We start from the raw sequence: 13,495 nt of genomic DNA on the forward strand, positions 1-13,495 counted from the left end.
TGAGAATTGCTGATAATTTAACTAAGCTAGACGAAAGCGGTTCTTTAGGCAACCGTTTTCTTGGCGCGATGCTATAATGACTCATGAATTCAGTAATGAATTCAGTATTTCATTTTTTATTGGGGGTAATGGTTATGATGAAAAAAGTTGCAATGGTTGCTGCTGCAGCGGCAATGGTCTTACCATTAGGTTTAGGTGTGATTGCACCGGCTGCGGGGACCACGACCGCGTTTGCGGCTACCAAGACGGCTGCCAAGAAGACAACCTATAATTTGAAATCTGCGACAACCTTGAAGAAGACGGCTTACCACGTTAAGGCGGGGAAACCAACGTTATTCTCTGGGGCGTTTGCGGCAGACCGGGCGAAAGTCACCTTTGCTAAGAAGGGGAACTTGAAGACGGGCACCACGTATTACGCCACTAAGAAGGTTGTGGTGACCACCAAGGCCACTAAGAAGGCTAAGGCCAAGACCATGACTTGCGTTTACGTGAAGACGGCCAACGGCAAGGTTAAGGGCTGGGTTGCGTTCGGTGATTTAGCAGCCGGCAAGGCAACGAAGAAAGCGGTAGTCAAGAAGGCTACCAAGAAGACCACCACTAAGAAAGCGGTCAAGGCCGACAAGGCAGCTGGTAAGACTTATACGTTGCTGAAGGCAAAGAACCTGAAGAAGAAGGCTTACCACTACAAGGCAGCTGCTCCCGCTTATTACTCTGGGAAGTTTGCGGCTGACCAAGCTAAGGTAACGTTAACCAAGAAGGGCGTTTTACCTGCAAGCAAGACGTTCTACGCGACTAAAGAAATTACGGTAAAACAGAATAAGAAGAACGTTAAGTACCTCTACGTCACTAACAGTAAGACTAAGGGCTTTGTACAAGCTAGCAAGTTAACTGCCGGGGCGTTTAAGGCCGCTGACTAATTTCATCTTAAGCTTACCCGAAAAATGGACTGCCTAGCAGTCCATTTTTTTGTGGAGGAGTCGAGGAAGAGGCGCTAGTTCGGAACGCATAACAGGATTTTTCAAGCTGAATTTTCAGAATCCGACAGGCCATTATCCGTCGATAGGGTGCCCTTAAATCGTTGATATACCGGGTATGCAGAACACTTTTTGTAAATATGATAGGCCCTAAAGTATATGGAATTCTAATATTTCTAAAGGTGCGCTAAGGTTATCGGGTTTTGCCTTTACAAAGCCAAACTCGGCTCGCATAATGGAGGTGTGAAAGCGCTACGATCTATACGGAGGTGTTTTTGATGGTTAAGACAAAAGCAGTAATGATCGGTGCGGGGCTCGCAAATATGGCCGCGGCCGTTTATCTGATTCAAGAAGGTCACTGGCGGGGTGATCAGATCACGTTCTATGGTGCCGATATGCACGGTGCCAACGACGGGGGTCCCACCACGGATTTCACCAGTGAATATTGGAACGAAAACCACCCCATGGAAAATACGACGGGTTACGTCGCTCGGGGTGGTCGGATGCTTAATTATCGGACCTATGTTGATCTCATGGACTTGTTAGACCGGATTCCGTCAGCCACGGAACCGGGGATGACTGCCGCCGAGGATACGCACGATTTCGATGCGCATCACCGGACCTACGATAAGGCGCGCCTGCTGCAAGGTGGCAAGGGTATTATCGATGGCGGTAAGTTGGGCTTGAACAACAAGGACCGGGTTCTGTTATCGAAGCTGGTGATGATGCCCGACGGTGACGAAACCAAGTTAGACAACGTGTCGATTGCCGAATACTTCAAGGACGACCCGCACATGTTCCAGACGAACTTCTGGTATATGTGGGAGACCACGTTTGCCTTTCGGACCCAGAGTTCCGCCCAAGAACTCCGGCGCTACATGCACCAGATGATTTATGAATTTACGCAAATTGAACACTTAGTCGGGGTTAACCGAACCCGTTACAACCAATTCGAAAGTATTATGTTACCGCTGATTAAGTACCTCAAAGATCAAGGGGTTACCTTTATTAATAACCGCATCGTGACGGATTGGGACTTCGCGGATAGCGAACTCCAAGACGAAATCACGGTCACCGGCATTCACGTTAAAAACGTGGACAGTGGCGAAGAAGAAGTGGTCGCCATCGACGAGGACACGGCCGTGATCTTCACCAACGGGTCCATCACCGACTCGGCTACGATGGGTGATTACGACACCCCGGCACCGGAAAACATGGAATACGGGATTTCCGCAGCCTTATGGAAGAAGGCCACGGAGCGTTTCTACAACTTAGGGACGCCGGATAAGTTCTTTAACGACCGCAAGAGTTCCGAGTGGGTCAGTTTTACGTTGACCACCAAGAACCACCTGTTGTTAAACGAAATCACCCGGATCACCACCCAGGTTCCCGGTAACGCGTTGAACTCCTTCTTGTCCACCACGCCAATCACGCCGTTGGGCCACAAGGACGTCAACATGTCGATTGTGGTGCACCACCAACCCCACTTTACTACCCAGAAGCCGAACGAATCGGTGATTTGGGGGTACTTCCTCTACCCACGGCGGACTGGTGAGTTCGTCCACAAACCATACATCAAGATGACCGGGAAGGAAATGGCCCAAGAATTGATTGGGCAACTCTCCAAGGTCGATCCCGGACCGAACAACATCAAGAACAAGGAAGCCGAAATCATGGATAGCATCATCAACAACATTCCGGTGTACATGCCTTACGCTTCCGCGTTGTTCAACAACCGGGCCAAGACCGATCGGCCAGAGGTCATTCCGGAACATTCGACCAACTTAGCCTTCACGGGTGAATTCGCCGAACAACCGTACCAGATGATCTTTACCGAACAGAGTGCCGTACGTTCCGGTGAAATCGCGGCGTACCACTTTGCCGGGGTTTCGATGGATAACCTGGTCGACACACCACGGTATGACAAGGACCCTAAGACGTTATTGCGGGCCACCAAGAAGATGTTTAGTTAATCTGTGAAGTTCAGCGGTTCCGGGCCGATGCATCAAAGCTGGGTTGCCTTTAGGCGACGGTCGGTTCGGAACTCTGTTAACTTGTTTAACCAAAAAGCACATGTCTACGATCTATGGAAACGGTCGTAGAGATGTGCTTTTCTGGTGTTTTATTGGGCAAGTTGATTCACGTTATGGCGATACGTGGCCGTGGTTTGCCAGAACGGGATCTTGACCACGCCCATGACCTTATTGGCGTCGACGTAGCCCCAGGCCCGACTGTCTTCGGAGACGCTACGGTGGTCGCCTAAGACGAAGTAGTGGCCCTTAGGCACCGCATTACCGGTGTATTTCCAGTGATGTTCCTGGGCGAGTTCACTAAGAGTCCAGTTCCCAGTGCCCGCAGTGCGTTCCGTGGGACTGATGAACGATTGGTTGATCTTGCGGTTATTCACGTAAATGTAGCCGTTCTTGCTGACGACCTTGTCGCCGGGAAGACCAATCACGCGCTTGACGTAGTTGGTGCCGGGCGTGGCGTTGGGGTCCTCGCCGTAAGCATCGAAGACGATGACGCTAAGTCGTTTGATGGTCAGGGGCTTGACCACAATCATGCGCTCCTTATCGGCCAGGTTGGGGGTCATGGAGTCCCCCGAGACTCGTACCACCTCAAAAAGATAGGTTCGGATGCCCACTACCAGGATTACGGCGATGACGATTGGTACCACCCAGCTCAGGATACTTCGCAATAATTTCATGATTCCTCAAGACTCCCATTCACAAAAGATGTCATTATTGTAGCATAGGCCGCCACTGATCCGCTGATTGTCGGGAAATCTTAAGGCTTTTCTAGGTGCCAGGCGGGAGTTCTTGAAAAAAATGGCAGAACGGATGAGAAATTTTGTTCAAATGGTAGCGATTTGGTAGATTGCAAATTTAATCCGAATTTTTGGACAAATTGGTCAGCATAACCTGATACGGTGTTTGCCAGTCGAGTATTTTAAGCGGTCGCTGGTTAATTTGGAGTAACGTCGTCGTTAAATCTTGAGCACTAATGTGCTCAAAACGAGTCCCCTTAGGATAAAAATAACGTAAATTCCGATTAAAGCGTTCATTACTACCACGTTCAGCTGGCGTATAAGCATGACAGTAATAGGTCTTAATACCATATTGTGATTCAAATGATACTAGCCCACTAAACTCAGTACCACGGTCCACAGTAAAACTGTGCACCGGTCCATTAAAAGTTGTTAGGAACTTAGTCAGTGCTTCATTAACACTCGCTGTCGTTCGATCTTTTAACCGGTATGCCCAAAGGAACCGTGATTTTCGATCGATTAAAGTTAATAAAACTGCCTTACTATGCCCACGAGGACCAACGACTGTATCTAGTTCAAAATCGCCGATGCGATTACGTTGATTAATCATCATGGGACGCTGTTCAATTGATCGCCCCAAAGATTGATTATATTTGGATCGTTGGTCAACGTTACGCCGTTGGCGTACGCCATGTTCAGGTAGATCATTCAAGGAGAAATCAATTCTCCCCTGATTTAGCCAATTATAAATAGATTTAGTAGCTAGTTTAAATTCGTGAGCAATCATTCCTGGTGACCAGCTTAGACGTAAATGGTTGAGAATTTTTTGCTTTAACTCATCGCTCAGCTTAGTTTTCCGACCACATCGTGATCGCTTGTATTCGGCATCTGTTTGTGCTAATTCAGCCTGATAAGGTTGACATCGAGATAATTCATAAGAAATTGTTGACGGTGATCGGTTCAGCCGAACGCCCATTTGGATATTGGACAGCCCTAGTTCACAAAAGGTTTCGATTTTAATTCGTTCGGAATAGGTTATACTAGACAAAAGATCAGCTCCTAAAAGATGGGTTTGTGGTAAACACCATTTTAAAGGAAGCTGATCTTTTTTGTCCGAACAGCGTTCGGATTAATTTTACAATCTACCATTTCAATGAAATTATGACACAATGAGGGTGTTAATCGGTTTTAACCTAAGGAGGAAATACCATGGCAGATCAAACGGAACTTCTGAAAGTTGCAACGGCAATGCTCGATCGGGCACCCCATATTCACACTTTCACGTTGGGGCGGCGGTCGTCGGCGACAGCGGCAAAGTTTATGGTGGGTGTAACATTGAAAACGCATCGTACGGGGCGACTAACTGCGCGGAGCGGACGGCCATCTTCTCTGGCATCGCGGCGGGGGAAACGCACTTCAAGGCTATTCTGATTACCGGGAATACGGATGGGCCGATTGCTCCTTGTGGGATTTGTCGGCAAGTCATTGCTGAATTCTTCGATCAAGACGCCCCGGTCTACTTGACTAATCAGAAGGGGGCTTTCGTGGAAACCACGGTGGCTGGCGTCTTACCGGGCGCATTTGTGGATTTGGAGTAGTTACATACGACACGACTGAAGTCTAGGCCTGCGCCTAGGCTTTTTTTGCGGGGAACTTTGGTTGTGAAGTTACCCGTACCTTGCATAAGTTTCCTGGAACGTTACGCCACCGACCACCGATCATTGAGCAGCGCCGGAAATGCGTGGGGACCAACGGGGGAGAAGTAGCGACAGTCGTGGTGGGCTTTGGCGATGTACCAATCTGAGTTGTGAAGGTCGTCTAGAATTACAGGTTCCGGGGACCCTAACGGGAGGTAACGGTTAGACCAGTTTGGCGTAATTTCGATGCTTACAGTTAAGCGGGGGAACGATATTGGCTGGATTAACCCTAAATTGGTCATCAGATGACCAAACCGGAGCAACAACTCTAAATCATAGGCGTTTTTGGGAGAACTAGTCCTTAAAAACGGCCATTGGTCTAAACCAAAGCTGGGCTAAATCAGAAATTTTAAATGCCGAAAGTTAGTGGGCAAGAACTAGTCATCCTGTACAAGGTTTGGATTGTTACCATATGGAGCAAAGTGGGGTCACCTTTCACAAGGGGGTGGCGTTATAATGGAACCTAGGTTACTGGGTAAAATGGACCAATTAAATTGCGGTTCGCTTCAAACCTTGGTTGGGGAAACAATGTGCTGCAGAATGTTTTTACAGCGTAAATTGTAAAGAAAGTTCCCCTCAATTGTCAAATCAAGTGCAACACTAAGAATCTATTCTTAGAAGTGGTCTAGTTGCTAAGCTAGTTCAGGCATTAGATCGGCTGGGCAACGATAGTTTAATGAACGCCGCAGCCGGTTGTTTAAGGTATCCTGAGCCAGCTGAATATCAATGAGTGAGGCCAAAACCAAGGATCTACCCTTCGGGAAGAACTCGCGCAAAAGGCCGTTAGTGTTCTCATTGGTTCCGCGTTCCCATGGTGAATAAGGATGGGCAAAGTAGATGTCCGTTCCCGCCACTTGGCTCAAGCTTGAGAACTCGGCACCGTTATCAAAAGTAATGGTTTTAAAGTACTCAGTTCCATAGTCATATAAGGTGTTCTGGAGGGCTTTCAAGCAAGTGTCGGCATGATAATTGGGAAGTTTAACGATGATTTCTAAACGACTAACACGTTCAGTCAAAGTCATTAATGCTGGCTCAGATTCAACTCGTTTACCTTTGACCAAGTCACCTTCCCAGTGTCCAAGCTCTTGACGTGCTTGAACCACAGTGGGACGCTCTTCGATTGAATGGCCCAGATTCTTCTTATTGATTCGGTGATGCTTTGTTCCGGGACGTTTGACTCGGCGACGGAGTTTAGCTGGTAGGTCTGAATTACGGATAGTTAAACGCTGGTCATCAATGTATCGATACACCGTCGGTGTTGAGGGACAGACAACTCCTGGGTAATTAGTCTTGAATTGGTGAACAAAAGTATCCACACTATGCATTCTGGGGCGAGCTTTTAAAGCTGTAACCAAAGCATTACAGAAGGTTTGACAGTGATCAAAGAGTCCACGATAACAGCTGTTTAGCCGGTGCTTACGATAAACTGCTTCGCCAGTTTCCGCCAGATATGACTGTTCGAAGATACGAGTATTAGCGTTAATCTGTGTTGTTGTCCCCCGTCTTAATTCACGCGAAATCGTACTGGGATTACGATGAAGAGCCTTGGCAATCCGGCGGATGGACCAATCTAAGCCCCTTAGGGCTTCAATTCGACCACGTTCAGCTAAATTGAGTTGGTGATACTGATTAGATATGATATTCTTAATTCGGGTCATGAAGATACCTCTTTCTTGTTTGTGGTGAATTAAGAATAGGTCTTCATGGCCTTTTTGACTAGTCTGAATAAAGAACTGGTCTAGTAGAGCAGGTGTTGCACTTCAATTTTAAATCGAGGTAAAGAAAGTTCCGACAATATTAAAAAAAGGGTTTATTTTTTATGACTGAGAGGAGATACTATGAGGGGGATATTGTCGATCAATCGTAAAGATACCACCAGGGTTGTAATTGGTGTAATTGAACCTGGCTAATCTGTGTGAGGGGTAACTGACAGGAACGTCCTGCCCGCAGGCCGAGATAAACGGTCTGCGGGGTGAGAAAGTCGACAGTTCCCGTGTACATTGTGCCATTAAATATAAGTGAGGTTACTTGGTTATTTTGGTATGCCGTTTGGAGTAATGCTCGCATTTGCTGATAAAGTTGCATTGGATTCGTCACGTCCTTGGTTACAAGATTGATATCTATTATAGAACATATGTTCTGGACAGGAAACCATTTATTTTGAATCTTAGGGGATAAGCTAATTCAACAATTAACTGTCCGCCAGATGACATACTTAGCACCATGGATCACCGACGTGATGTAACAACAGCAATCCTTGACACCACCGTGGTGGCGCGCGGGACCAGTAACGGCGACGAGTAGAAGCTATTAAAAGGAGTAATGGAAAAATAATGACTGAAACGACGAACGAGGCACTAACTGAAGAACAACTGAAGCAAGAATTTGATGACCTATACATGCATATTTTTAAGTATATTGGCGATTTTGTCTCCATTCCAACGCAAAAGTACAATTTGACGTTTGAAGCCTACATGGTGATGGAAAACGTGGCCCGCAGCAAGAATGGTCAAACCTTGGTGGAATTGGCTAAGCTAGAAGGCGTATCAAAGAGTGCCATTGCGCGTCAGGTCAACGTCCTGTTAAAGGAAAACTACGTGATGCAAAAGGTGGATCCTAACGATCGCCGGGTGAAGTACATCACGTTGACGGCGGCGGGGAGTCGGGTACAACGCAATCTCGCCCAAGCCACGGCGGAACGCTTCCATCGGTGGTTAGGTTTCTTTGGTCGCGATGAAGCGGAACACTTCATTGATGTGTTGCACAAGGCTAACGAACGGGCGATTGCCGCTGGCTTTGTCGGGTTTGATAGTCTCCATGATAAGCGGCGTAATTCTAACCGGCACAGTGAAAACCATGGTCGCTTAGGCAACCTTTAATTGTTAATTGAAGCATGAGAGAGTGGGACAGAAGGCGGTTAGCTGGTGAGCATTAACGTCGTAAGACGGACAATCCTGAACTTGGATTGCTTGGCTTACGGGGTTAAGCGGAACCAGCTGCCTTTTGGCGCACGTTTCGACACTAAATATTCGGAGACACTGAAGAGCTCGGGGCTTCTGTCCCAGGCTCCTTTTTTGCGTTAATGTGCGCCATTGGATGTAGGGATGGTTAGGTGAACAAACAAACTGATTGAATCGCCAGTTGGCGCACGTTTCGACACCAGATGTCCGGAGACAAAAAGAGCCTGGGATTTTTATCCCAGACTCGTCGTAGCAGTTTGCATGAATAAGCCCTTTTTAGCCCTGGTGCCAGCCAACCAACTGGTATCAGGGCTGTAAGGCCGTTTGAATTCGGTGTTCATCGTAGAATAAGAGGACGACCAGCATGACCAAGTAGAGCACCAAGGGCAGCCAGGCGTAGTTCAAGATAATCATATGCTGGGTGGCCAGGTTTTGTGGCCGGTTAGCGACGTAGCCGGAAAGGTGGAACAGTCCGGCGGTTACCAGGCCACCTAGTCCCAGGCCCACGTTGACGCCAAAGTCATCGGTTGAGGCCAGAATTCCTTCGGCCTGAATCCCCAAGGTAGCGCCGTAGCGAATGGTATCGGCAATCATGATGGACACCAAGCCGATAATCAGGCCGTTACCGATGGCGTTGATAAAGGTACCGGTGAAAATCAACCCAAGTTGGTTAACGGTCACCCCAATGGAAAGGATGGCCTGGCCGCCTAGGGCGAGGACAATTCCGCCCAACATGGTGCGTTTCTTGCCCCAGTGGCCGGCAGCGTGAATGATTAAGACGACCCCGATGAGGGCCGCGAAGGTGAAGCCGTTGGCAATGGGCACCAAATCTTCGTTGTGCTGCAAATACTTAAAATAGTAGATGGTGGTTTGGTTTTTAATGGCCGTGGTCAGCCAATATAATAGAATCACGCCCGAAATCACCAACCAAGGCTGATTTTGGCGCAACATGGCCCCGACGGATCGCCAGGATTGACGCGTGTGGGCGGGCGTCGTGAACCGTTCCCGGACCTGAAAAAAGGTGTTCCAGATGAGGATTAACGAGATGCCCCCGAAAACGGCAATGGTTAGCAGGAAGCCCCGTTGCTGGTTGCCGCGACCAAAGTAGGCCACTAGAGGTAGGGTGAAGACGGCAACGATAATTTGGACGGCGCTCCCGCCGAACTGCCGGATGACCCCCAACAAGGTTAATTCTTGTTCGTTGTGGCTCAGGGTGGGCAGAATCGAGGTAATGGGGAGGTTAACGGCCGTGTAGAAGAAACCGAGCCCCAGGTAGGTGACGTAGGCCCAGATCAATTTACCGGTGGGACCAAACGGTGGCGTCACGAAGGTCAGCACGGCAAAGGTCACGTAGGGCAGTGCGTACCACAGAAAGAAGGGGCGGCTTTTCCCCCAGCGTGAGTGGGTATGATCAATCATGATGCCGATGATGAGACTTTCGACCACGTCGGCCAACCGCGCGACGATGAAGAGGATGGCGGCGCTACTGGCGGAAAGACCGTAGACGTCGGTATAGAAAAAGAGCAGATAAGTGGTCATCATCTGAAAAACCAGGTTATCCGCGGCATCGCTCATCCCGTAGCTGATCCGTTCCGGCCACTTGGTTTGCCAAGGTGCTTGCATGTGGTCAGACCTCCTTAGGGGTTACTTGCGACTTTGGGCAACCAACCGCCGATAGACTTCGGCGCCAACCAGGTCGTTAGTCACCATCCAGACCACGTGACCGAGGGCTTCGGAGACGTGCTCACTGGTGGGTTGATCTTTAGCGGAAGGGACGGTCCCCATGGCCGGCATGATCCCCAGGTGAAAGGCAATCCAGATCGTTAGGCCAACCCAGGTACCAGCATCCTTTTTAATGAACGGTAATTTTTCACCGACAATCTGGTAGAGCACGGCAAAGGTGGTCGAGAAGCCGAAGTGAATCACGTAGCTGACCCAGGGTAGGGCGTGACCGGAATAGTGGTAGGTGGCGTGGGTGATCTTCTCGGGGACGCCCAACTGCTGGAGTAGCGTCTGGGGTGGATTAGTAGCGTCGCGGGCCGCGGTTCGTGGGGGCAAGACGTTCTCCCAACCCAGCTTAACTAGGCCGGAAATCAGCCCCGCGGCTCCTCCTGCGAGAATGGCGGCGGATAGATTTAATGGATGATGGGTAAAGATGGACATTGACAAAAACTCCCTTCAATCGAACTAGTTTGAGTATAAGCGTTTTAACGGTAGAGTTGCTAAATTTTGCTTGTTCGGCGGCGACTGAGGAGTATTGAGCTGAAGATATACAATTATACATTGGTGGAATTCGGTGGGAATCCCCCGTCCTTTATTAAATTATTAATTATTGCCGGTTAGAACATGCTAAACTGAAAGACATTGAGGAGGATGATCCATATGAAGAAGTGGGGAACCCGGCTGGGACTGATACTCCTGGCCATTTTTGTGGCCTACGTTCTGTGTACGCCGGAGGGCAGTATCCGCTTAACGCTGCTATACCGGTTACGTGGCAGCCATCCGGTACAAACGGCCGTCCGGGCCAAAATCTGGCGCCAGGCCGTCACCCGTCCCGGAATTTTGACGGCCAAGTATACCTATCGTTCTAATGACTTGTACAACGCGCGGCGACCGGAATTTGTGGCCCATTATCGGGTTCAACGTTACGGGTTAATCTACGTGAGTCGGGCGCTGAGTAACAATCCTCAGGCCCGTTAAGCCGTTAGCCCGGTCATCTAGTTGTCGGCGTGCTACACTAAAATGGTGATGTTTTTTCGGAGACACGGAGAGGAGATTGCCATGGCAACTCAAGTATTTGATCGCGGGTTCATTGACGTTCAGGATGCGACGCAAAATAACCTGCAGCACGTTAGCTTACGCTTACCCAAGTATCGCACCACGGTATTCGTGGGGCTATCCGGTTCGGGAAAGTCGTCGTTAGTCTTCGATACGATTGCGGCGGCTTCACGGCGCGAACTCAACGAAACGTTTCCTAGTTTTACCCAACAATATTTACCTAAGTACGGTCAACCGCACGTCGGCAACATCGACCACCTACCCGTGGCCATCGTGATTGCTCAGCAGCGTTTGGGGAAAAATGCCCGGTCAACGTTAGCCACGTATACCGGAATTTATTCGTTGTTACGGTTGCTGTTCTCGCGGATCGGGAAACCGTTTATTGGTTATTCCGACACCTTTTCGTTTAATTTACCCCAGGGGATGTGCCCGGCTTGTCAGGGATTGGGTTACGTCGACGACATTGACGAAAGCCAACTAATCGACCCGGAGAAGTCCTTGAATCAGGGCGCCATTACCTTCGTCAGCTTTGCGCCGAACACCTGGCGTTGGCGGCGGTACGCGACCAGCGGCCTCTTCGACGACGATAAGCCCATTAAGGACTACACTGCTGACGAATACGAGTTGCTGATGCACGCACCGCAACAGAAATTGGCGCACCCGGGCGAAGGCTTTCCGCGTACGGCGCTTTACGAAGGTCTGGTGCCCCGAATTCGGCGGTCGATCATCGGCAAGAAGGAAGCGGCGCACCACCGCGAAGCCATCGCGGCCATTGTGACCCGCAAACCCTGTCCCGCCTGCCACGGGACCCGGTTACGCCCCGAAGTGCTGACCAATCACATTAATGGCAAGAATATCGCGGAGGTCTCGGCCATGGACTTAAATCACGTGCTGACCTTCTTGCGGGCCATCACCGTACCGTTAGCGACCGACGTGGTGCGGGAACTGACCACCAAGATTCAGTCGCTGGTCGACATCGGCTTGGGGTATCTGACCCTCGACCGGGGGACCAGTTCGTTGTCCGGTGGGGAAGCCCAACGGATCAAGATTGCCAAGTACCTGACCAGCGCGTTGGTCGACATGGTCTATATCCTGGATGAACCCAGTGTGGGCCTGCATCCCCACGACATCCAGCTGATCAAGCAGGCGTTGACCCGGCTGAAGGAAAAGGGGAACACGATTCTAGTGGTCGAGCATAACCCGGCCATGTTCTCCATCGCCGACTACGTGGTGGAAATGGGGCCAAAAGCCGGTCACCGCGGCGGTCAGGTGACCTTTACCGGGACCTATTCCGAGCTGCTCGCCTCGGATACGTTGACCGGCAAGTGGTTGCGGCGGCCGCACACATGGGGACCGGAACGGTCGGCCAAGGGCCAGCTTAGTCTGCACCACGTGACGGAGAATAATTTAAAAGACGTGTCCGTCGACATTCCGCTAGGGGTGATGAGCGTGATCTCAGGGGTTGCCGGGTCCGGGAAGAGTTCACTGGTCACCGCGATTAAGCGGCAGCTGAAGACCGATTACATCGACCTGGCCCAGACGCCGGTGGGGATTAACATTCGCTCGACGCCGGCCACCTATCTGGGGATTTTAGACGACATTCGGCAACTGTTCGGCAAGGCCAATGGTGTGGCGGCCGGGTGGTTCAGCTATAACGGCAAGGGCGCCTGTCCCCGGTGTAAGGGCAAAGGCGTGACCATTACCAACATGGCCTTCATGGACCCGGTCGTGCAGGTTTGTGAACTCTGCCACGGCCAACGATACAGCCAAGACGCCCTACAGTACACCTACCACGGCAAAACGATTGCCGAGGTCTTACAACTGTCGGTCACGGCGGCTAGCGAGTTCTTTGCCGAGACGCCCAAAGTTGCGACCAAGTTGGCTAACCTGGACCGGGTCGGTTTAGGCTACTTGACGCTGATTCAACCGCTGACTACCTTGTCTGGCGGGGAACTCCAGCGTTTGAAGTTGGCGGTCGAACTGGGCAAGCAGGGAACGGTTTATCTGTTGGATGAACCCACGGCGGGTCTACATTTGCAGGATACCGAACGCTTACTCCAGCTCTTTAACGAGTTAGTCGCGGCGGGCAACTCACTGATCATTATCGAACATAACTTAGCGGTGATTAGCCAGGCCGACTGGCTGATCGATGTGGGTCCGGACGCCGGCCGGTACGGCGGTCAGATCCAGTATAGCGGCGTTCCACGCGGGGCGATTGACGTGCCAACCTCGCGGACTGGCGTCGCCTTGAAACAGTGGATTGCAGAATAATTAAAAACGTGAGACCACCTTCCCTTAGGGGATGCGGGTCTCACGTTT

At 50.2% G+C, this 13,495-nt stretch carries 11 protein-coding genes; 6 read left to right on the top strand and 5 right to left on the bottom strand.

Going from position 1 to position 13,495, the window contains the following annotated elements:
- Positions 1-134: 134 nt before the first annotated feature.
- The gene (locus tag RI501_RS02550) at positions 135-917 is read left to right on the top strand and encodes a hypothetical protein (protein ID WP_313820217.1); all 783 of its coding nucleotides are present in this window, start codon (positions 135-137) and stop codon (positions 915-917) included.
- 335 nt (positions 918-1,252) lie between these two features.
- The gene (locus tag RI501_RS02555) at positions 1,253-2,947 is read left to right on the top strand and encodes an oleate hydratase (protein ID WP_313820218.1); all 1,695 of its coding nucleotides are present in this window, start codon (positions 1,253-1,255) and stop codon (positions 2,945-2,947) included.
- 149 nt (positions 2,948-3,096) lie between these two features.
- On the opposite strand, the gene lepB is transcribed toward RI501_RS02555, so the two are convergent.
- Positions 3,097-3,681, bottom strand: coding sequence for a signal peptidase I (gene lepB / locus RI501_RS02560; RefSeq protein WP_313820219.1), 585 nt, complete (start codon positions 3,679-3,681; stop codon positions 3,097-3,099).
- Between the two features lie 178 nt (positions 3,682-3,859).
- A complete protein-coding gene (locus RI501_RS02565) occupies positions 3,860-4,789 on the bottom strand; it encodes an IS30-like element ISLpl1 family transposase (protein ID WP_313819825.1) in 930 nt (309 codons plus the stop codon).
- Positions 4,790-4,916: 127 nt separating this feature from the next.
- Here RI501_RS02565 and RI501_RS02570 point away from each other — a divergent pair, with 127 nt between their 5' ends.
- Positions 4,917-5,339, top strand: a complete 423-nt coding sequence (locus RI501_RS02570; RefSeq protein WP_313820220.1) for a cytidine deaminase — start codon at positions 4,917-4,919, stop codon at positions 5,337-5,339.
- A 731-nt stretch (positions 5,340-6,070) separates the two neighbouring features.
- Here the strand turns inward: RI501_RS02570 and RI501_RS02575 are convergent.
- Positions 6,071-7,096, bottom strand: a complete 1,026-nt coding sequence (locus tag RI501_RS02575; RefSeq protein ID WP_043023465.1) for an IS30 family transposase — start codon at positions 7,094-7,096, stop codon at positions 6,071-6,073.
- A gap of 675 nt (positions 7,097-7,771) precedes the next feature.
- Between RI501_RS02575 and RI501_RS02580 the strand changes: the two genes are divergently transcribed.
- Positions 7,772-8,317, top strand: a complete 546-nt coding sequence (locus RI501_RS02580) for a MarR family winged helix-turn-helix transcriptional regulator (RefSeq protein ID WP_313820221.1) — start codon at positions 7,772-7,774, stop codon at positions 8,315-8,317.
- Between the two features lie 387 nt (positions 8,318-8,704).
- Here RI501_RS02580 and RI501_RS02585 read toward each other — a convergent pair whose 3' ends face one another.
- Positions 8,705-10,021 carry an MFS transporter gene (locus RI501_RS02585; protein ID WP_313820222.1) on the bottom strand — a complete coding sequence of 439 codons (1,317 nt, stop codon included), beginning with the start codon at positions 10,019-10,021 and terminating at the stop codon, positions 8,705-8,707.
- 21 nt (positions 10,022-10,042) lie between these two features.
- Entirely contained in the window at positions 10,043-10,561 is a 519-nt protein-coding gene (locus RI501_RS02590; protein ID WP_313820223.1) for a DUF1440 domain-containing protein, read from the bottom strand.
- 219 nt (positions 10,562-10,780) lie between these two features.
- On the opposite strand from RI501_RS02590, the gene RI501_RS02595 reads away from it, so the two are divergent.
- Both RI501_RS02595 and RI501_RS02600 read left to right on the top strand, forming a co-directional pair.
- The gene (locus tag RI501_RS02595; protein WP_313820224.1) at positions 10,781-11,098 is read left to right on the top strand and encodes a hypothetical protein; all 318 of its coding nucleotides are present in this window, start codon (positions 10,781-10,783) and stop codon (positions 11,096-11,098) included.
- An 81-nt stretch (positions 11,099-11,179) separates the two neighbouring features.
- Complete coding sequence (locus RI501_RS02600) at positions 11,180-13,447, top strand: excinuclease ABC subunit UvrA (protein WP_313820225.1); 2,268 nt, start codon at positions 11,180-11,182, stop codon at positions 13,445-13,447.
- The last annotated feature ends 48 nt before the right edge of the window (positions 13,448-13,495 follow it).

This window comes from Levilactobacillus zymae (assembly GCF_032190635.1).
Lineage (GTDB): Bacteria > Bacillota > Bacilli > Lactobacillales > Lactobacillaceae > Levilactobacillus > Levilactobacillus zymae_A.

Bases quoted from the DNA above. Each gene is read 5' to 3' on its own strand.
- RI501_RS02575 (WP_043023465.1), bottom strand. From the start codon at position 7,096: ATGACCCGAATTAAGAATATCATATCTAATCAGTATCACCAACTCAAT.
- RI501_RS02550 (WP_313820217.1), top strand. From the start codon at position 135: ATGATGAAAAAAGTTGCAATGGTTGCTGCTGCAGCGGCAATGGTCTTA.
- RI501_RS02555 (WP_313820218.1), top strand. From the start codon at position 1,253: ATGGTTAAGACAAAAGCAGTAATGATCGGTGCGGGGCTCGCAAATATG.
- RI501_RS02585 (WP_313820222.1), bottom strand. From the start codon at position 10,021: ATGCAAGCACCTTGGCAAACCAAGTGGCCGGAACGGATCAGCTACGGG.
- lepB (WP_313820219.1), bottom strand. From the start codon at position 3,681: ATGAAATTATTGCGAAGTATCCTGAGCTGGGTGGTACCAATCGTCATC.
- RI501_RS02590 (WP_313820223.1), bottom strand. From the start codon at position 10,561: ATGTCCATCTTTACCCATCATCCATTAAATCTATCCGCCGCCATTCTC.
- RI501_RS02580 (WP_313820221.1), top strand. From the start codon at position 7,772: ATGACTGAAACGACGAACGAGGCACTAACTGAAGAACAACTGAAGCAA.
- RI501_RS02600 (WP_313820225.1), top strand. From the start codon at position 11,180: ATGGCAACTCAAGTATTTGATCGCGGGTTCATTGACGTTCAGGATGCG.
- RI501_RS02595 (WP_313820224.1), top strand. From the start codon at position 10,781: ATGAAGAAGTGGGGAACCCGGCTGGGACTGATACTCCTGGCCATTTTT.